This is a genomic window from Erythrobacter sp. SD-21 (genome assembly GCF_000181515.1).
Taxonomy (GTDB): Bacteria; Pseudomonadota; Alphaproteobacteria; order Sphingomonadales; family Sphingomonadaceae; genus Qipengyuania.
In genome coordinates this window covers 446,916-466,222 of the sequence record NZ_ABCG01000002.1, presented here as the reverse complement: position 1 = coordinate 466,222, position 19,307 = coordinate 446,916, and the positions used below count along the sequence as shown (strand labels likewise).

Sequence of the window (19,307 nt, the reverse complement as noted above, 5' to 3'; positions counted from 1 at the left end):
TGTAGGCGAGAGCGGCGGATTCGGCAAGCGAATGCGGCGCGCAAGACTTGCTTTAAGCCCACTTGGCAATTGCGGTTGCGAACAGATGGGGTTTGCGATCATGCGTATATGGGTCGTTTCGTATGCCGCGCTGGCGCTCGCCGGGTGCGGATCGTCCAATTCCACCGACTTAACGCTCGACGGCTCGGGCGACGCTTCGCTGATGGAGCAGAACCTCGCGATGATGCGCAACCAAACCACCGAGCGCGACTACTCTGCTGGCGATGCGGGCTGGGGTTCGGACGCGAGCGGCGAGACGGACAACGGCAACTGAGGCGCCGGGGCCTGGGCCCTTCGCCCGATATCGCCAGGGCTAGACCGGCAGCGGCTCGGGATCGAGCGTGGCGAGGCCTGACAGGAATTGCTCGGTCGCCGCTTCCCAGCTGAAACGCGCGCCATATTCGGCGCAGGCCCGGCGGGCGCAATACAGCGCCGCGTCGATCGCCCGGTCGAGGTCCTCCGACAGCGCGCCCACATCGTCGGTCACGATATCGCGCGGCCCTGCGACGGGGTAGGCGGCTACGGGGGTGCCGCAGGCCAGCGCCTCGATCATGACGAGGCCGAAGGTGTCGGTCCGGCTGGGGAAGACGAAGACGTCCGCCCCGGCGTAGCATCCGGCCAGCTCCGGGCCCGACTTGCGGCCCAGGAACAGGGCCTCGGGAAATTTGCGCTTCAGCGCCTCGAGCGCCGGGCCATCGCCCACCACCACCTTGCTGCCGGGATGGCTCGCCTCGAGAAAAGCCTCGATATTCTTCTCCACCGATACGCGACCGACATAAAGCTGGATAGGTCTGGGCAGATCGGCGTATTCGCTCGGCGGCGGGGCAGCGGGATCGAAACAGGCAAGATCCACTCCGCGCGTCCAGTGATGGAGCTTGCCGAGCCCGTGGTCGCGCAATTCCTCGCGAATGCTCTCGGTCGCAACAAGCACCCGCCGCGCGGGCGCATGGAACCACTCGATATAGCGCCAGAACCACGCGGCGGGCAGATGGGTGCGCCGGGCGAGGTATTCGGGGAACTGCGTGTGATAGGCGGTGGTGAAGGGCGTGCCGCTGCGGGCGCAATAGCGCCGTGCCGCCACGCCCAACGGGCCCTCGGTGGCGATGTGGATCGCAGAAGGCGCGAAGTCTCGCAGCTTGCGGGAAATCGCGCCCGGAGGACTGATCGCCAGCCGGATTTCCGGATAGGTCGGGCACGGCAGCGAAGCGAACTGGTCGGGCGAGACCACCAGCAGTTCGTGCCCCTGCGTGCGCAGGAGATCGCACGTCGTCGTAAGCGTGCGGACCACGCCGTTCATCTGCGGCAGCCAGGCGTCGGTCACGATGGCGACCCGCTGTTTCTCCTGCGCAGCGATGCGCGGGGCGGGCATGCCGTCCTCGGGCAATTTCACGCCGCTTCCAGGTTTTTGGCAGCCAGCCGCGCCTCGCGCGCCGTGACTTCCTCGGGCCAGTGGAGCAGTTCCATCGTGCCGTCGAAATGTTCGACCAGCGCGTTGCAGCCCTCCACCCAGTCGCCGTCGTTGTAATAGGTTATTGCGCGCCCCTCATGCTCGAATTCGCGGATTTCGGCGGTGTGGATGTGCCCGCAGACGACCCCGTCGACGCCGCGCTCGCCGGCGGCGCGGGCGACCACTTCCTCGTATTTCGAGATGAACTCGACGGCATTCTTGACCTTGTGCTTGGCCGCCTTGCTAATCGACCAATAGGGCAGGCCGAAAAGCTTGCGCACGCTCGCGACCCAGCCGTTGAGCTTCATCACCATGTGGTAAAGCGCGTCGCCCACGAAGGCGAGCCAGCGGTGGGCGAGCATGATCGTGTCGAATTCGTCCCCGTGGAGCACCATCAGGCGGCGGCCGTCGGCTGTGTCGTGGAAGGCGGCGCGGCGGATCTCGACCCCGCCGAAATCCATGCCTGAGAAGGGACGCACCATCTCGTCGTGATTGCCGGGAATGTAGACGATCCGCGTGCCGCGCTTGGCACGCTTGAGGATGCGCCAGACGATGTCGTTATGCTCAGGCGGCCAGTAAAACTTCTTCTTCAGCCGCCATCCGTCGATGATGTCGCCCACGAGGTACATCGTCTCGCTGTCGGTATGGTCGAGGAAGTCGATGAGCAGTTCGGCGTTGCAGCCCTTGGTGCCGAGATGGACGTCGCTGATCCAGATCGTTCGATACTTGCGCCGCTCGCCCAGGGTGCGCTCGGGCACGCTGGGTTCGCCGGGCGGAAATCCCGCGACACTGGTGAAGTCGGACAGGTTTCGCGGCAGTTCGGTCATGCTTCATCCCCCGAAGCTGTATCGGGGGACGGTTAGCCGCCGAATGTTACGCGCGAATCTCTTTTCCGTTACGGAATCAGGTAATTGCTACGCTTTGGCGTCACTGAGCCGAACGCACCTCGAGCACGATCTTGCCGATATGGTCGCCCGCCTCCATCCGCGCATGGGCGGCGGATACTTCGGTTAGCGGGAAGGTCTTGTCCATCACCGGCGCGATGGTCCGGTCCTCAAACAGCGGCCAAGCATGGGTGTAGATCTCGTCGGCCAGCAGCGCCTTGAATTCGTCCGAGCGCGGACGCAGCGTCGAACCGGTCATGACCTGCCGCTTGCTCATAAGCTTGGCCATGTTGATCTCGGATTTCAGCCCGCCTAGCACGGCGATGGTCACATGGCGTCCGTCCACCGCGAGGCAGTCGAGATTGCGCTGGACATAGTCGCCCGACACCATGTCGAGAATGACGTTGGCGCCCTTGCCGCCCGTGAATTCGTTGACCTTCTCGACGAAGTCTTCGGTCTTGTAATTGATCGCAAGGTCCGCGCCCAACTCGCGGGCGGCGTTGCATTTTTCCTCGCTGCCGGCGGTCGTGACGACGTCGAGTTCGAAGGCCTTGGCGAGCTGGATCGCCATTGTGCCGATCCCCGAAGTGCCGCCATGGACCAGCAGGGTCTCGCCATCGACGGCAAAGCCGCGTTCGAAGACGTTATGCCACACGGTAAACAGCGTTTCGGGAATGGCGGCCGCCTCGGCCATGTCCATATGCGGCGGCACCGAGAGGCAATGCGCCGCATGGGCGAGGCAGTATTCGGCATAGCCCCCGCCGCTCACCAGCGCGCAGACGCGGCGGTTGAGCATCTCGGGCGCAACGCCCGGCCCGATGGCGACGACCTTGCCCGACACTTCCAGCCCCGGAATCGGCGAGGCCCCCGGGGGCGGCGGATAGAAGCCCTGCCGCTGGATGACGTCGGGACGGTTCACCCCAGCGTGACTAACCTCGATCAGCAGCTGGTCCGGCCCCGGCTGGGGCAGATCGAGCTTTTCTGCACGGAAAACTTCGGGACCGCCGGGCGTATCGAAACCCATTGCAGTCATGGTCTTGGGTAAGCCAGTCGCCAAAAGAGCCCCCTGAAAGCGTGGCGTCATCGCCTGAACGAGCGGTGCATTACCTTGGGGGCGTGTTGACAGCAACCGGGCTGCGGTGGATTGTGGACGCGATGGAAGACGACGATCGTCCCCGCCCCAAAGGCGACGCCGCGAGCAAGCTCGCCGCCGAGGACCTCGGCCCCTATTCCCAGGACGAGCTGGATGAACGCATCGCCCTGCTGGAAGCGGAAATCGCCCGTGTGGAATCGCACCGGCTCAAGGCCGCTGCCCACCGCGACGCGGCCGATGCGCTGTTCGGGCGAAAAGACTGACTATGGCCGGGGGGCTGAAAATCCTCCGCCTCGTTCCCATATCGTCGGAACATACAGCTTTGGCTAACCTTGAAGAGGTAGCCTGTCGTCATCGTACTTCCTCGCGAGTCCTTCGGAAAGCAGAGACCTGATGCCCAGTTTTGCCGCCAATCTCGAAAAGACCCTCCATGCCGCGCTGACCGATGCGGGCGAGCGTCGCCATGAATACGCCACGCTCGAGCACCTGCTGCTCGCGCTGATCGGCGACGAGGATGCCGTCGCAGTGATGACGGCCTGCGGCGTCGATAGCGGCGAATTGTCGGCAGTGGTGAAGCAGTATCTCGAGCAGGAATACCAGTCGCTCAAGACCGAGGAAGGCGCCGATCCGCAGCCGACCGCCGGGTTCCAGCGCGTGATCCAGCGCGCCATCCTGCATGTCCAGTCCTCGGGCAAGGACACGGTGACGGGCGCCAACGTCCTCGTCGCGCTGTTCTCCGAGCGCGACAGCTATGCGGTCTATTTCCTCCAGCAGCAGGACATGAGCCGCCTCGATGCGGTGAGCTATATCAGCCATGGCATCGGCAAGGGCGGCAAGCAGGTCGAGGGCAAGCCACCGCAAGGCGCGGAAGAGACGCAAGGCGAACCGGGCGCCGAGGCCGGCAAGCCCAGCGACAAGAAGGAAACCGCGCTCGACCAGTTCACGGTCAATCTCAACCAGAAGGCCGAAGACGGGCGTATTGACCCGCTGATCGGCCGTGGCCCCGAAGTCGACCGCACGGTGCAGATCCTCTGCCGCCGCTCGAAGAACAACCCGCTTTACGTGGGCGATCCGGGCGTGGGCAAGACTGCGATTGCCGAAGGCCTCGCGCGCAAGATCGTCGAGGGCGACGTTCCCGAAGTTCTCGAGGAGGCGGTGATCTACTCGCTCGACATGGGCGCTCTGCTCGCGGGTACCCGTTATCGCGGGGATTTCGAGGAGCGGCTGAAGCAGGTCGTGAACGAGTTGGAGGACATGCCCGAGGCGATCCTCTTCATCGACGAAATCCATACGGTCATCGGTGCAGGTGCGACCAGCGGCGGGGCGATGGACGCCTCGAACCTCTTGAAGCCCGCCCTTTCCAGTGGCGCGATCCGGTGCATCGGCTCGACCACCTACAAGGAATTCCGCAACCACTTCGAGAAGGACCGCGCGCTGCTGCGGCGCTTCCAGAAGATCGATGTCAACGAACCGACGATCGAGGACACGGTGGCCATCCTCAAGGGCCTGCGCTCGGCCTTCGAGGAGCATCACAAGGTAAAGTACACGCCCGATGCGCTCAAGACCGCGGTCGAGCTCTCGGCGCGCTACATCAACGACCGCAAGCTGCCCGACAAGGCGATCGACGTGATCGACGAAGTCGGCGCGATGCAGATGCTGGTCCCGCCCAGCCGCCGCAAGAAAAAGATCACAGCCAAGGAAATCGAGGCTGTGATCGCGACCATGGCGCGCATCCCGCCCAAATCGGTGTCGAGCGACGACAAGAAGGCGCTCCAGAACCTCGATCGCGATCTAAAGCACGTCGTGTTTGGCCAGGATGCCGCTGTCGACAAGCTCTCGACCGCGATGAAATTGAGCCGCGCAGGCCTGCGCGATCCGGACAAGCCGATCGGCTCGTTCCTGTTCAGCGGCCCCACCGGCGTCGGCAAGACCGAAGTCGCGCGCCAGCTCGCCTCGATCATGGGTATCGAATTGAAGCGCTTCGACATGTCCGAATATATGGAGCGCCACAGCGTTTCGCGCCTGATCGGTGCGCCTCCGGGCTATGTGGGATACGATCAGGGTGGCCTGCTCACCGATGCCATCGACCAGAACCCGCATTGCGTGCTGCTCCTGGACGAAATCGAGAAGGCGCATCCCGACCTCTTCAACATCCTGCTGCAGGTGATGGATAACGGCCGCCTGACCGACCATCACGGCAAGACGGTCGACTTCCGCAACGTGGTCCTCATCATGACCACCAACGCGGGCGCGTCCGACATGGCCAAGCAGGGTATCGGTTTTGGCGACGTGTCGAAGGAAGATGCGAGCGAAGAGGCTGTGAAGCGCATGTTCACGCCGGAATTCCGCAACCGCCTCGATGCGATCGTGCCCTTCGGCTACCTCGGCAAGAGCACCGTCGCGCGCGTTGTCGACAAGTTCATCCTCCAGCTCGAACTGCAGCTGGCCGAACAGAACGTCGACATCCAGTTCGACAAGGAAAGCCGCGCCTGGCTGGCCGACAAGGGCTATGACAAGCTCTACGGAGCGAGGCCCATGGGCCGCCTGATCCAGGAAAAAATCAAGCAGCCGCTGGCGGAAGAACTGCTGTTCGGCAAGCTCGCCGATGGCGGCGAGGTCTCAGTGACGATGAAGGACGGCAAACCGTCTTTCGAACTCACCCCCGCCCCGCCGAAGGAAAAGCCCAAGAAGAAGCCGGCTGCCAAGAAAAAACCCGCCGCAAAGCAGAAGCCGGAAGCGGGCGCCAGCGAAGGCAAGAGCGAGGGCGACGGCGAAAGCTGAGCCTGCTTCCGTAACTCACCAAGAAAGGGATCGGCGTTGGTCGGCCCCTTTTGCGGTTTGGTCGCGCGAAACCTTGTGGCTCGGGCAATTCCACCATAGCCCTGCACTGGGTTTTGGGGAACGACATGAGCACGCCGGTTCTGGAAGTACGCAATCTGGTCAAGCGCTTCGGCGATGTCCTCGCCGTGAACAATTTGTCCTTCTCCGTCGCGCCTGGCGAGATCTTCGGTTTTCTTGGTGGCAATGGCGCGGGCAAGACCACGACCTTGCGCATGGTGCTCGACATAATCCGCCCCACTTCGGGTGAAATTTCCGTGCTCGGCAGCGCGCCCGACCGGCGCCAGGCTGCCGCCATCGGCTTCCTGCCCGAAGAGCGCGGCCTTTATTCCGGCATGAGCGCGATCGACACGATCGTCTATTTCGGTCGCCTCAAAGGGATGGACACAGCCTCCGCGCGCAGCTGCGGCATGGAACTGCTCGAACGCTTCGACCTCGCCGACCGCGCCAAGAGCGATATCGGCGATATGTCCAAGGGCATGGCGCAAAAGGTCCAGCTTGCGACCAGCCTGGTGAACCAACCGCAATTGCTGATGCTGGACGAGCCTTTCTCCGGCCTAGATCCCGTCAACCAGGGGCTGCTCGAAAACGAGATCCTGCGCGCGTCGCAGCGCGGCGCGGCGGTCATCTTTTCGACCCACGTCATGCAGCACGCCGAGCGGCTCTGCGACCGACTGTTGCTGCTGCGCAAAGGGCGCAAGCGCTTCGAGGGTACGCTGACAGAGGTCCGCCGCCAGCTTCCCGCCAGCCTTGTCGCCAGCAGCAAGGGCGATCTTTCCGCCCTCCCCGGAGTCGCCTCGGCCGAGCCGGTCGGCGCACCGCAGGACGGCTGGCAGGAATGGCAGGTCGAGCTCGATCAGAGCGTGGAAGCGGCCAGCGTGCTCGAACATTGCAGCACCCACGGCATTGCCCTGCGCCGCTGGGACGAACGCCACGCCAGCCTGCACGATATCTTTGTCGAACTGGTCGGCGGGGAAGGAGTCGAGGAATGATGACCAACGTCCTGCTCGTCGCCAAGCGCGAAATCCGCCAGATCCTGGCGATGAAGAGCTTCTGGCTTACCCTGCTCATCCTGCCCGTGGCGCTGGCACTGGGGCCTTTGCTTGGCAACAGCCTGTCGAACGAGGAGCCGACCCGAGTCGCCGTCGTCGATCGTTCGCAGAGCGGCGTGGCCGAAGCGCTCGAAGTCCGCTTTGCCGAGGATGACGACCGCAACACGCTGCGCAATCTCTCGCGCCATGTGCAGCGCTACGACCTCGAGAGCGCCGATGCCGACGCGCCCTGGGCGCAGCACGACCGCTGGTACACCGCCGAGGATATTGCTGCCTTCCGCGAAGCCGGCGGAGTTGATGCCGCCATCGAAAAGATCGAGGCAGTGCGTCCCGAAGGCGTGCCCGAATTCGAACCGGAAGAACCGATCTACACCTTCCAGCCTGCACCCGCCGGGCTTGTCGCGCTTCAGGGCGAGGCATTTGCCGAAGCCGCGCAGGAACTCTTCGACAGCGATGCCGCAGACGCGCCCGAAGTGGTCCTGCGGATCGGCGAGAACTATCCTGCGGACCCGCGCATCGGGCTCTATTCGGCCAACCAGCCGCGTTCGAGCTTCGTCACGGTGCTGCAGGAGGTCCTCACCGGGGATTTGCGCACGCAATTGCTCGCCCAACGCGGCATTTCCGGTGACGAGGCCCGCGCGATCCAGTCGGCCGCGCCCGCCATTGCCGTCACGACACCGCCGCCGGGTGATGGCGCGCGCGAGGCGCTGCTGGTGCGCTCCATCGTGCCGCTGGCGCTGTCCTACATCCTGATGATGAGCCTGATGCTCTCGGGCAGCTGGATGCTTCAGGGCTCGGTCGAGGAACGCTCGAACAAGTTGCTGGAATCCCTGCTCGCCTGCATTCGCCCCGAAGAGCTGATGTATGGCAAGCTCCTTGGTGGCCTGTCGGTCGGCCTGCTGATGATCCTCGTCTGGGCGGGATGCGCCGGGGTTGCCGCCTACGCCACCCATGGGGTGATATCCGACATGATCCGCCCGGCGCTGGAGCCCGTCTCCTCGCCCGGCGTCATTCTCGCGATCCTCTATTTCTTCATTGCCGGCTACATCGGCATTTCGGCGATCTTCGTCGCCATCGGGGCGATGGTGGATTCGATGAGCGAGGCGCAGGGGTATCTCATGCCTGTGCTGCTGGGGATCCTGCTGCCGATCACTTTCCTTCTGCAGATGATCGTGGCGGGCAAGGAGGGGCTGATGGTGCAGGTGCTGACGTGGGTCCCGCTGTGGACACCCTTCGCCGTACTCGCGCGGCTCGGCATGGGGATCGAGACCTGGGTACTGATCGGTTCGGGGCTGCTCCTCGCCGTGGCCATTGCGCTCGAACTCGTGTTTATCGGCCGCCTGTTCCGTGCGAGCCTGCTTTCGACCGGCCATAAGCCGACATTGAAGCGCGTGTTCGCGCGGCTGCGCGCCCAGCCCCAGAACGCCTGACGGCAACGCACACCGGGAACGCACAGGGGTCGTCCTCGCTTAACCAAGCGATGGCCGCGCCCTTTTCCTGGATCAAACCCGAACCGCACGGGATTTACATCCCGCCCGCCGATTGCTGGGTCGATCCCAGCCGCGCGGTCGACCGGGCGTTGGTCACCCACGGCCATGCCGATCACGCGCGCGGCGGCCATGGCGAGACCGTGGCGACGCCCGAAACGCTGGCGATCATGGAATTGCGCTATCGCACCGGGGCGGAGGACGATGCGGGCGAGATCCCGCACCGCGCCGTGCCGGTCGAATATGGTGAGACGATCCGGCTGAAGGGCGGCGTCGATGCGACCTATATTCCCGCTGGCCATGTGCTCGGCAGCGCGCAGATCCTGCTCGAACACGCGGGCGAACGGGTGATCGTCACTGGCGACTACAAGCGCCGTGCCGACCCCACCTGCCCGCCTTTCGAAGTCACCCCCTGCGACATCTTCATCACCGAGGCGACCTTCGGCTTGCCCGTTTTCGAGCATCCACCGATCGAGGAGGAGATGGCCAAGCTGCTCGAGCGCCTGCGCGCCTATCCCGATCGCTGCGTACTGGTCGGCGCCTATGCGCTGGGGAAGGCGCAAAGAGTCATCGCCGAACTGCGCGCGGCAGGCCATCACGACCCGATTTACCTCCACGGCGCGATGGAGAAGATGTGCCGCCTCTATGAAGAGCATGGCGTCAATCTCGGCGAGTTGCGGCTGGTCGCCGACGCCACCAAGGACGACATCCTCGGCCATATCGTGATCTGCCCGCCCTCCGCGCTCAACGACCGCTGGAGCCGCCGCCTGCCCGAGCCGATCACGGCCATGGCCTCGGGCTGGATGCGCGTGCGCCAGCGGGCCCGCCAGCGCAATGTCGAGCTGCCACTGGTCATTTCCGACCACGCCGACTGGGGCGAACTGACGCGGACAATCAAGGAAGTCGACGCGCAGGAGAACTGGATTACCCACGGCCGCGAGGATGCGCTGCTGCGCTGGTGCCAGCTCCACCAGCGCCGCGCCCGCGCGCTGGCGCTGGTCGGTTACGAGGACGAGGACGACTAGGCGTGGAAGAGTTCGCCGCCCTCATCGACGCGCTGGTCTACACCCGCAGCCGAAACGAAAAGCTGCGCCTGATTGCGGAGTATCTGCGCGCCACGCCCGATCCCGACCGCGGCTGGGCGCTGGCGGCGCTGTCCGACGGGCTCGACTTTCCTGCGGTGAAGAGTTCGACCATCCGCAACCTGCTGAAAGACCGGATCGATCCGGTTCTCTGGACGCTAAGCCGCGATTTCGTGGGCGATACCGCCGAGACGGCAAGCCTCCTCTGGCCTGCGCCCGATGCGCCGCCGTCCCCGCCTACCATGAGCGAGACGGTGGCGCTGCTCGGAGAGATGAGCCGCAAGACGGTGCTAACAGAGCTGCCCAAGCTCTTGGACCGACTCGATTCTTCGGGTCGTTACGCTCTGCTGAAGCTTGCTACGGGAGGGATGCGGATCGGCGTTTCCTCGCGCCTTGCCAAGACGGCGTTTGCGCAAGCCTTCGACGTCTCGGTGGACGAAGTAGAGGAGTATTGGCACGGCCTCACCCCGCCCTACGCCGATCTCTTCGCGTGGGCCGCCGAGGGTGCCGACCCGCCCGATATCGAGAACCTCCCCACCTTCCGCCCCTTCATGCTGGCGCATCCGCTGGAGGAGACGGTCGTCGACCTTCAGGATTACGCGGCCGAGTGGAAATGGGACGGCATTCGCGTGCAATTAGTGCGCGCAGGCGGCGAAACGCGCCTGTTTTCGCGCTCCGGTGACGATATTTCGACCACTTTCCCGGAATTTCTCGACATTCTGCCGATTAACGCGGTCCTCGACGGCGAATTGCTGGTGCGCGGCACACACCAGGGCGGCGAAGAAGGCGGGGCGGCAAGCTTTAACGCCTTGCAGCAGCGGCTAGGACGCAAGACCGTCTCGAAGAAGATGCTCACGGAATACCCGGCCTTCATAAGGCTTTACGACGCGCTCCTGATAGAGGGTGACGATGTCCGCACCCTCCCCTGGACCGAGCGGCGCGGGCGGCTCGAAGCGCTGGCGTCACGCCTGCCCGGCAGCCATTTCGACCTGAGTTCCGTCGTGGAGGCAAAGGATTTCGACCATCTGGCGCAAATTCGCGAAGGCAGCCGCGTGGACGCGATCGAAGGACTGATGCTGAAGCGCAAGGACAGTCCCTATATAGCCGGGCGGCGCGTAGGATACTGGTACAAGTGGAAGCGCGACCCGCTGCTGGTCGACTGCGTGCTAATGTACGCCCAGCGCGGCAGCGGAAAGCGGTCGAGCTTCTTTTCGGACTACACTTTTGGCTGCTGGGACGGCGATCCCGACAAGGGCGCCGACCTGCTGCCGGTGGGCAAGGCCTATTCAGGCTTCACCGACGATGAACTGAAAAAAATCGACCGGCATGTACGCTCGAACACGATCAACCGCTTCGGCCCGGTGCGTGAGACTGACAAGAGCCTTGTCTTCGAAGTCGCCTTCGACAGCGTCCATGAGAGCAAGCGGCACAAGTCCGGCCTCGCCATGCGCTTTCCCCGCATTCACCGTATCCGTTGGGACAAGCCACCCCATGAAGCCGATCGGATAGAGGCGCTACGGGCGTTGATCGCCGACTAACCGGCCAACGCCATAAAACCTTCAGATCCCTATACGCAGAAGCTTTTCACGCGAGGTCGCACCCCGGAGCAGTTCGACACGTGTTGGCGGAACGCGGTAGGCGGCGGCGATGAGCTTGCGCACCGCGTCGTTGGCGGCCCCGTCCTGCGGTTTGGCGCGAACCTTTGCCGCCAATACGCCCCCTTCCAGCGTCAGGCTTTCGGTCCGCGCACCGGGCGTGACCCGGATGGCCACCCTGCCCTCGGCATCAAGCAACGCCAGCAGGTCTTCACGCGGCGGGGATTCAATCTTCGAGCGCTTCATCGACCGCCTTGGAATGCGCCTTGGCGTTCTCGGCATAATGCGCCACGCCCATGCGCATACCGGCGACGGCGGCATCGTCGAGATCGCGCATCTTGCGCGCGGGGCGCCCGCCCCACAATTCGCGTGCGCCCATGACCTTGCCCTCGGTGAGCATGGCGCCGGCCGCCAGCATGGCGTCGCTGCCGATAACCGCCTTGTTCATCGCGATGGCCCCAAGGCCGACAAAGCCGCGATCCTCGATGCGGCAGCCATGGATCATCGCCATGTGGCCGATCAGCACGTCGTCGCCGATGATGAGCGGACTGCCGTCGGGATCGCCGGGGCGTTCCGGGTCGCAATGGAGCACGCTGCCGTCCTGCACATTGGTCCGCTCCCCGATCACGATGCGGCTGACGTCCGCGCGCAGCACGCAATTGTACCAGATCGAGCTTTCCGCCCCGATGGTGACGTTGCCGATGATTGTGCATCCGGGCGCGATAAAGGCGCTGTCGTGGATCTGCGGCGTCTTGCCGTGGATCGGGATAATGTTGACGCCGGGGCGGTTCATGACGCGGTCTCCCATTGCTCGCGCGTGAGCGAATACTGGATCACCGGATTGTCCCTTGCGGACGTATCCGGATCTTCGAAATCGAGGTCTGTGCGGCGGACCATGCCGATTTTTTCCATCAGCTTCCAGCTTGCGCTATTCGCCTCGCTGGTGAGCGCGACGACATGGGGTGCATCGACCCGGCCGAACGCCCATTCGAGCACCGCCTCCATCGCTTCGTGCGCATAGCCGCGCCGCCAGCGGTCCTCGCGGATGAGCCAGCCGATCTCGTGGTCGCCCGGGTTCGGGGCATGGGGGTTATCGACCTCCTTGATGCCGGCATGGCCGACGAGTTCTCCGGTTTCCTTCTCGATCAGCATCAGGAAGCTGAAGCCGTGCCGGGCGTAGAGTTGCATCCCCTTGGCGTGCTTCGCCTCGATTTCGTGAGCCTCCTTCGGCCCGCCAAGGTGCGCCATCACGGCAGGCGTGTTGAGCACGCGCATCTGCAGTTCGACATCCCCTTCCTCGATGGTGCGCAGGATAAGGCGGTCGGTCTCGGCGACGATATCAGCCATCGAGGCCTTTCCAGTCCGTCCGGGCAATCGAATAGACGATGATCCTGTCGGCGCCGAAATCGGAATTGGGAAAGTCGAGATCCTCGCGCCGCTCCATGCCGAGCCGCTTCATCAGGCCCCAGCTCGGTGCGTTGGGTTCGACCGTGAGGGCGATCACCTGCTCCGCGCCGAAGCGAGTGAAGGCAAGGTCGAGCGCGGCCGCAGCCGCCTCCTTCGCATAGCCCTGGCCCCAGACGTCCTCGCACAACCTCCAGCCGACCTCCATTTCGCCCTGCGGGCCGCCCGCCTGATTGCAGCGCTTGAGGCCGCAAAACCCGAGGATTGCGCCAACCTCCTTGCGTTCGACAGCCCAGAAAGTGTGGCCATGATCCGTTTGATACGACAGGAGTCTTTGCTGCGCGGCATTGCGCTTGGCGTCATCGCACACGCCGCCCAGCCACTCCATGACGGCAGGGGTGTTGGTGGCGTGCCAGAACGGCTCCCAATCTGTCCCGCGCCAGTCGCGCAAGATCAGGCGATCGGTTTCGTGGCGAAAGGCAGTCACAAGGCTTCCCATTCTTCTCCGGTCAAGCGCCATACCGTGGTCGGATTGTCGCGCGGCGGATAGAGCGGGTCGACATAGCCGAGTTGGGGCAAATGCGTGAAACCCAGCTCCTGCATCATCCTTGTCGAGGGCTGATTAGATTCGCTGGTCTGAGAATAGATGTGGGCGAGTCCCTGCTCCCCAAAGTCAAAGACCAAAACCTCCCGCGCGGCCTCGGTAGCGTAGCCCCGGCCCCAGAACGGCTCGGCGAGGGTCCAGCCGATTTCGTGCTCGCCCTTCAAGGCGTCTGGCGCGGCTTCGGTGTATACACGAAAAAGACCGCAGCCGCCCACGCGGCAATCTCTATCCTTCGACCATACGGTCCACCGGCGATGGTCGCCGCTGGCGAAGGCCTCGAGGTCGACCTGAAAGCTTGCCGCCACCTCGTCTTCGCTGCGCGGCGTGCCGCCGAGGAACCGCATGACGGCAGGCGTATTCATCTGCGCCTGCACGAACGGCAGGTCCCCGGCCTCGGGAGGTCTCAGGATGAGGCGTTCGGTCGTAAGGACCGGGTCAGCCATTGAGCAGCCGTGCCGCCACGGGGGCATGATAGGTGAGGATGCCCGAACAGCCCGCGCGCTTGAAAGCGATGAGCTTTTCCATCAGCAATCCCTCGCGATCTCCCACTCCGGCCGCTGCGCCTGCCTCGATCAGCGCGTATTCGCCGCTGACCTGGTAAGCGAAAACGGGCACGCCAAACCGCTCCTTTGCGCGCCAGATGACGTCGAGATAAGCAAGCCCAGGCTTGACCATCACGCTGTCGGCCCCCTCGGCAATGTCGAGCGCGATTTCGCGCAAGGCCTCGTCGCCGTTGGCCGGGTCCATCTGGTAGCTCTTTTTGTCGCCTTTCAGCAGGCCACCCGACCCCACCGCATCGCGGAAAGGACCGTAAAAGGCCGAGGCGTATTTCGCGGCATAGGCCATGATCTGCACATTGGGATGACCGTCCATCTCCAGCGCCATGCGGATCGCCTTCACGCGGCCATCCATCATGTCCGAAGGCGCGATGATATCCGCGCCGGCGTTCGCCTGGTTGACCGCCTGGTCGACGAGCACCGAGACGGTCTCGTCGTTGAGGACATAGCCCTGTGCGTCGACCAGCCCGTCCTGCCCGTGGCTGGTATAGGGATCGAGCGCGACGTCGGTCAGGATGCCGATGTCAGTGCCGCAGGCGTCGCGCACGGCCTTGATCGCGCGGCACATCAGATTGTCGGGGTTGAAGGCTTCGTCCCCGCCTTGGCTGCGCTTGTCGGCAGGCGTGTGGGGGAAGAGCGCGATGCACGGAATGCCGAGCTCGACCGCTTCCTTCGCGCGCCTGGCAATCCCGTCGACCGACCAGCGCGAGACGCCGGGCAGGCTGGCGACCGGCTCCTCGACGCCCGAACCGCTGGTCACGAAGAGCGGCCAGATGAGGTCGGCGGAGGTGAGCACGGTTTCGCGGTGCATCGCCCGGCTCCAGGCATGGGCACGGGTGCGGCGCAGGCGCGTGGCGGGATAGGCAGCGTCAGTCATGGGTCCGAGCCTTGCCGCAATCGGCGAGGCTTAGCAATCGAGGGAAGCGGTGCGGATCGTCAGCCGACCGGGCGCGGCTTGTCGAGCTTGTCGATCTCGCGCTCCGGCTCTTCGCTCGCCACTTCGTCTGCCGTCGGCGTGAGATCGGCGAGCGCCGCGCCCTCCTCGACATCGCGCAGCGTGCCCAAGGCGTCGCGGAAACGGGTCAATTCCTCGCGCGAAAGCTGCTTGCGGGTGACGAAGCTGACTGAGGCAGGATTCACGTGCTTGCCGCCGCGATACATTTCGTAATGAAGGTGCGGGCCGGTGGAGAGTCCGGTCGAGCCGACATAGCCAATGACCTGTCCGCGGCGCACGCTCGCCCCGCGGCGCACGGCGATGCGGCTCATGTGGCAATAGCGCGTGTCGATACCGTTGGCGTGGCGCAGGCGCACCGCGTTGCCGCAGCCGCCCATGCGCCCGGCGCCGGTCACGCGGCCGTCGGTGACCGCGACGATCGGTGTGCCGTGGCGTGCGCGGAAGTCGACGCCCGCATGCATGCGGCGATAGCCGAGCACGGGGTGGCGGCGCATGCCGTAACGCGAGCTCATGCTTCCGGGGACCGGGGCGACGAGGCCGCCCTTTTCCTCGCCCGTACCGTCGGCATCGAAGAAATCGCCATCGCTGCCCCAGCGCATCAACTGCACCGAACCGCGCGAGCCACGCTCGAGTCCGGCAAAGAGCAGCTGGCCCGCTTGGCGCTCGCCCGTGGCGGCGCGGCGGTGCGAAACGATCATGTCGAAGGTGTCGGTAGCGCGGACGTCGCGCTGGAGGTTCACCTGGGTGCCGAGCGCTTTGAGATAGGCCTGCACCGCGCTGGCCGGAGCGCCGGCGGCGCGGGCCGAACGGTAAAGGCTGTCGCCCACGGTGCCACGGATGCGCAGCGGGGTCTCGTCCACGCGGATGATGCGGCGGGTAAGGCTCAGCGGCCCGTCGCCGTCCATCCGGTCGACCTTGAGTTCGAGATCGAAGCGGGCGCGGAAACTCAACCGCTCGAGCGGACGAGTGGCGCCCGGCGCGGGGCGGCGGCCCAGCGTGATGTCGATCTGCGTGCCGGGGTCCAGTTCGTCGAGCGGCACGGCGCGGCCGATCAGCGAAGCGACCTCGTCGGCTTCCGCGCTGCCGATACCGGCACGGCGCAGCGTCCGGTCGAGACTGTCGCCGCGGCCCAGCGTGGCGAGCATCTGCATCTGCGGGCGCTCGGGCGCTTCGGCGAGCGGGCGGACCAGCGCGGTCGGGCCCATACGGCGACCGGTGTCGGCGCCAAGGCCGAGTGGCATGATCATCTGGCTACGATATTCGCTGCGAACCTGCTGATCGTCGGGCAGCGGCGGCGCGGCTTCGAGTGGCGCGAAGTCGGGCCAGAAAGCGAGCGCGACTACCGACAGGCCGACGAAGGTACCCAGTCCGCGGAACCAGCGGCGCGAGCCGATGTCCGCACCCAGGTCGGGCGCGATATCGAGGCCTTCGATGCGCGAATAGAGTCGGTCCTTGACCGCGCGGAAGCTTTCCGGGCGCGCAGGCTCGTTCGAAGCATCGCCGCCGAGACCGGCAACGACCTTCTTTTCGCCTTTCGCTTTTCGCTCGATGGAAAGGTCCACCATGGCCCCCGTTACTTCATGTCCCACGCGACAGTGTGGGTGTCGCCTTTCGGCCAGATTGCGCGAATTGCTAGATAAACAAAGTGAAATTCGGGTTAACCTTCGGCGAGGCGACTCACGTGAGCGACGAACCGAGCGCGGAAAACGGTGGGCGGTTGCGCCCCGCGCCTGCCGATGCCACCTACTAAAGTGTGAACGACGCCAAGATAACGGCGGTCCTAGGGCCCACCAACACCGGCAAGACCCATCTCGCCATCGAACGCCTCTGCGCGCATTCGAGCGGGGCGATGGGCTTTCCGCTGCGCCTGCTGGCGCGCGAGGTCTACGATCGCGTGGTCGCGATCAAGGGCGAGAAAGAGGTCGCGCTGATCACGGGCGAGCAGCGAATCGAGCCGCCCGGCGCGCGCTATTTGTGCTGCACCGTCGAAGCCATGCCGCGTAGCGCCAACGAGCGCGCTTTCGTGGCGCTGGACGAGGCGCAATTGTCCGCCGACCGGGAGCGGGGCCACGTCTTCACCGACCGCTTGCTCAACGCGCGAGGACGTGAGGAGACGATGCTGCTGGGTGCAGCGACGCTGGCGCCCATGGTCCGCTCGCTCCTGCCCCAGGCAGAGATTACCGAACGCGCGCGCTTTTCCACGCTCACCCATATCGGCCCGCGCAAGCTGTCGCGCCTGCCTCCGCGCAGCGCGATCGTCGCCTTCAGCGCGGAGCAGGTCTACGCCGTTGCGGAGATGCTTCGGCGGTTCCGCGGCGGGGCGGCAGTGGTCATGGGCGCTCTCTCACCGGAAACGCGCAATCGGCAGGTCGAATTGTTCCAGAATGGTGAGGTCGACTATATCGTCGCCACCGATGCCATCGGCATGGGCCTCAATCTCGACGTGTCCCACGTCGCCTTCGCCGGCCTCACCAAGTTCGATGGCGTGCGTATGCGGCGGCTGTTTCCCGCTGAGATGGCGCAGATCGCCGGGCGGGCGGGCCGCCACCAGCGCGACGGCACTTTCGGTACGCTCGCGGGGGCGGGCGGTAAGATGGGTCCCTCGCCCGAGTTTACCGCGGAAGAGATCTACGCCATCGAGGAGCATCGTTTCGCGCCGATCACCAAGCTGTTCTGGCGCGACCCCGAACCGCGCTTCGACAATCTTGCCACCCTCATCGCCGACCTCGAGACGCCGCCCGATCACGAGGCGCTGCGGCTCGCACCCGAGGCGATCGACCTCGCGACGCTGAAGCGCCTCGCCGAGGAACCCCTTGCCGCCGAGGTGCGGGGGCCGGGCAAGGTGCGGCGCTTCTGGGAGGCCTGCTCTCTCCCCGATTTCCGCGCGCGCGGCCCCGACGTTCACGCCCGCTTCGTCGCGCGGCTGTGGCAGGATCTGCGCGAGGGGTATATCGGGGCCGATTATGTCGCCGCGCGCATATCCGAACTCGACAACACCAGCGGCGATATCGATACGCTGCAGGGGCGGATCGCGGCGATTCGCAGCTGGGCCTACATTTGCCAGCGCCCCGACTGGGTGCTCGCCCGCGACGAAATGGCGTCGCGCGCACGCGGGGTCGAAGCCAAATTGTCGGACGCGCTCCACGCGCGGCTGACCGAGAGATTCGTAAATCGAAGGACTGCCATACTGATGAAATCGCTGGGACAGGACGCATCCATGCTCCCGATCACCCTGGGGGACGACGGCACGCTGCTGGTCGAGGATGAGGCGCTGGGCAAGGTCGAGGGCTTCCGCTTCGCGGTCGACCAGGCCGCAAACCACGCCGATCGCAAGATGCTGCTCGCCGCGGCCGAGAAGGCGCTGCCCCGCATCCTCGGCGAAAAGGCGGAGGCGCTGGCGGCATCCGACATGGCTGACGTCGAGCTGTCGCGCGGCGCGATCCGCTGGCAGGGCCATCTACTCGCCAAGCTCGAACAGCGCGAGGGGCAGGTCAAACCCGCCCTTGCACCTTCACGCGAGATCGCAAACCTGCCCGACAAGCCGCGAAAAACGCTGCTCGATGCGCTCGACGCCTGGCTGGACAAAACGCTCGAGCCGCTCGAGCCCTTGCGCAAGATGCACATCGCCTCCGCCAATCCCGACGCGGGCAGCCAGGCGCGCGCGCTGTTGCTCAACCTCATTTCCGGTCATGGCTTCGTGACGCGCGAGAAGGCGGGGATCGAGCACTTGCCCAAGGAGATGCGCCCGTTCCTGCGCAAGATCGGCGTTACCTTTGGCGCGCTCGACATCTTTGCGCCCCTGCTGCTCAAGCCCGCGCCGCGCCAGTTGCTGAGCGCGCTCGGCATCGACCGGCGTCCGCTGCAGGAGGCGATGCTGCCGGTCATTGCCGACGCCAAGAAGCTGCCCGCCGGCTATCGCCACGCGGGCAGCCAGGCGATCAGGCTCGATCTGGCGGAGAAGATCTTTCGCGCCGCGCACGAAGCGCGCCAGAAGGCGGACAAGAGCCGCCGCTTCCGGCTGAACCTTGCCCTGCCCATCTCGGTCGGCCTCGAAGAGAAGAACGCCGAGCGCCTGCTGGGCCAGGCCGGTTTCCGCGTCCAGCGCGCCAAGCCGCTGGCCGAGGGCCTGTTCGGCCCACCCCGCCCCGACAGCTGGGAATGGCGCCCCGCGCGCCGCAAGCAGGAGCGGCAGAAACCCGCTCGCTCGCAGCCCCCGCGCGAAGGCAGCGCCTTTGCCGGGCTCGCCGATTTGATGAAGCAAGGCTGACGC

Annotated in this window: 18 protein-coding genes; 8 read left to right on the top strand and 10 right to left on the bottom strand. The window is 65.2% G+C overall.

The genetic code is table 11. The annotated features are described in order from the left end of the window. The first annotated feature begins 100 nt into the window (after positions 1 to 100). Complete coding sequence (locus ED21_RS05615; RefSeq protein ID WP_156787310.1) at positions 101 to 313, top strand: hypothetical protein; 213 nt, start codon at positions 101 to 103, stop codon at positions 311 to 313. Between the two features lie 39 nt (positions 314 to 352). Here the strand turns inward: ED21_RS05615 and ED21_RS05610 are convergent, their stop codons facing one another. From ED21_RS05610 to ED21_RS05600, 3 genes are all read right to left on the bottom strand, one after another. After that, positions 353 to 1,408 (bottom strand): glycosyltransferase family 1 protein, encoded by a 1,056-nt coding sequence (locus ED21_RS05610; RefSeq protein WP_006832876.1) that lies wholly within the window; start codon positions 1,406 to 1,408, stop codon positions 353 to 355. 17 nt (positions 1,409 to 1,425) lie between these two features. Further along, complete coding sequence (locus ED21_RS05605; protein WP_006832875.1) at positions 1,426 to 2,313, bottom strand: UDP-2,3-diacylglucosamine diphosphatase; 888 nt, start codon at positions 2,311 to 2,313, stop codon at positions 1,426 to 1,428. Between the two features lie 100 nt (positions 2,314 to 2,413). Further along, complete coding sequence (locus ED21_RS05600; RefSeq protein WP_006832874.1) at positions 2,414 to 3,394, bottom strand: NAD(P)H-quinone oxidoreductase; 981 nt, start codon at positions 3,392 to 3,394, stop codon at positions 2,414 to 2,416. Positions 3,395 to 3,525: 131 nt separating this feature from the next. Here ED21_RS05600 and ED21_RS05595 point away from each other — a divergent pair, with 131 nt between their 5' ends. The 6 genes from ED21_RS05595 to ED21_RS05570 all read left to right on the top strand — a co-directional run bounded on the left by ED21_RS05595 (position 3,526) and on the right by ED21_RS05570 (position 11,460). Continuing rightward, a complete protein-coding gene (locus ED21_RS05595) occupies positions 3,526 to 3,726 on the top strand; it encodes a DUF1192 domain-containing protein (protein WP_006832873.1) in 201 nt (66 codons plus the stop codon). A 130-nt stretch (positions 3,727 to 3,856) separates the two neighbouring features. Continuing rightward, a complete protein-coding gene (gene clpA / locus ED21_RS05590) occupies positions 3,857 to 6,244 on the top strand; it encodes an ATP-dependent Clp protease ATP-binding subunit ClpA (protein WP_006832872.1) in 2,388 nt (795 codons plus the stop codon). Between the two features lie 125 nt (positions 6,245 to 6,369). Next, positions 6,370 to 7,293 carry an ABC transporter ATP-binding protein gene (locus tag ED21_RS05585; protein ID WP_006832871.1) on the top strand — a complete coding sequence of 308 codons (924 nt, stop codon included), beginning with the start codon at positions 6,370 to 6,372 and terminating at the stop codon, positions 7,291 to 7,293. After that, the gene (locus ED21_RS05580) at positions 7,290 to 8,783 is read left to right on the top strand and encodes an ABC transporter permease (protein ID WP_083800377.1); all 1,494 of its coding nucleotides are present in this window, start codon (positions 7,290 to 7,292) and stop codon (positions 8,781 to 8,783) included. Before ED21_RS05585 ends, ED21_RS05580 begins: the two co-directional genes overlap by 4 nt. Before the next feature lie 50 nt (positions 8,784 to 8,833). Continuing rightward, on the top strand, positions 8,834 to 9,865 hold the full coding sequence (locus ED21_RS05575) for a ligase-associated DNA damage response exonuclease (RefSeq protein WP_006832869.1): 1,032 nt from the start codon (positions 8,834 to 8,836) through the stop codon (positions 9,863 to 9,865). 2 nt (positions 9,866 to 9,867) lie between these two features. Continuing rightward, entirely contained in the window at positions 9,868 to 11,460 is a 1,593-nt protein-coding gene (locus tag ED21_RS05570; protein ID WP_006832868.1) for a cisplatin damage response ATP-dependent DNA ligase, read from the top strand. 21 nt (positions 11,461 to 11,481) lie between these two features. Here the strand turns inward: ED21_RS05570 and ED21_RS05565 are convergent, their stop codons facing one another. The 7 genes from ED21_RS05565 to ED21_RS05535 are packed head-to-tail and all read right to left on the bottom strand — an operon-like array spanning position 11,482 to position 16,602. After that, positions 11,482 to 11,763 carry a DUF167 domain-containing protein gene (locus ED21_RS05565; protein ID WP_006832867.1) on the bottom strand — a complete coding sequence of 94 codons (282 nt, stop codon included), beginning with the start codon at positions 11,761 to 11,763 and terminating at the stop codon, positions 11,482 to 11,484. Next, positions 11,744 to 12,310 (bottom strand): gamma carbonic anhydrase family protein, encoded by a 567-nt coding sequence (locus ED21_RS05560; protein WP_006832866.1) that lies wholly within the window; start codon positions 12,308 to 12,310, stop codon positions 11,744 to 11,746. The genes ED21_RS05565 and ED21_RS05560 overlap by 20 nt, the downstream gene beginning before the upstream one ends. Then, a complete protein-coding gene (locus ED21_RS05555; RefSeq protein ID WP_006832865.1) occupies positions 12,307 to 12,864 on the bottom strand; it encodes a GNAT family N-acetyltransferase in 558 nt (185 codons plus the stop codon). Before ED21_RS05555 ends, ED21_RS05560 begins: the two co-directional genes overlap by 4 nt. Further along, complete coding sequence (locus ED21_RS05550) at positions 12,857 to 13,420, bottom strand: GNAT family N-acetyltransferase (protein ID WP_006832864.1); 564 nt, start codon at positions 13,418 to 13,420, stop codon at positions 12,857 to 12,859. Before ED21_RS05550 ends, ED21_RS05555 begins: the two co-directional genes overlap by 8 nt. Further along, positions 13,405 to 13,968, bottom strand: coding sequence for a GNAT family N-acetyltransferase (locus ED21_RS05545; protein ID WP_006832863.1), 564 nt, complete (start codon positions 13,966 to 13,968; stop codon positions 13,405 to 13,407). Before ED21_RS05545 ends, ED21_RS05550 begins: the two co-directional genes overlap by 16 nt. Then, the gene (gene hemB, locus ED21_RS05540) at positions 13,961 to 14,959 is read right to left on the bottom strand and encodes a porphobilinogen synthase (RefSeq protein ID WP_006832862.1); all 999 of its coding nucleotides are present in this window, start codon (positions 14,957 to 14,959) and stop codon (positions 13,961 to 13,963) included. Before hemB ends, ED21_RS05545 begins: the two co-directional genes overlap by 8 nt. A 59-nt stretch (positions 14,960 to 15,018) precedes the next feature. Continuing rightward, positions 15,019 to 16,602: a M23 family metallopeptidase gene (locus ED21_RS05535; RefSeq protein ID WP_006832861.1), complete on the bottom strand. Its 1,584-nt coding sequence runs from the start codon at positions 16,600 to 16,602 to the stop codon at positions 15,019 to 15,021. A gap of 188 nt (positions 16,603 to 16,790) precedes the next feature. On the opposite strand from ED21_RS05535, the gene ED21_RS05530 reads away from it, so the two are divergent. Further along, positions 16,791 to 19,304, top strand: a complete 2,514-nt coding sequence (locus tag ED21_RS05530) for a helicase-related protein (RefSeq protein WP_006832860.1) — start codon at positions 16,791 to 16,793, stop codon at positions 19,302 to 19,304. Positions 19,305 to 19,307 lie beyond the last annotated feature (3 nt).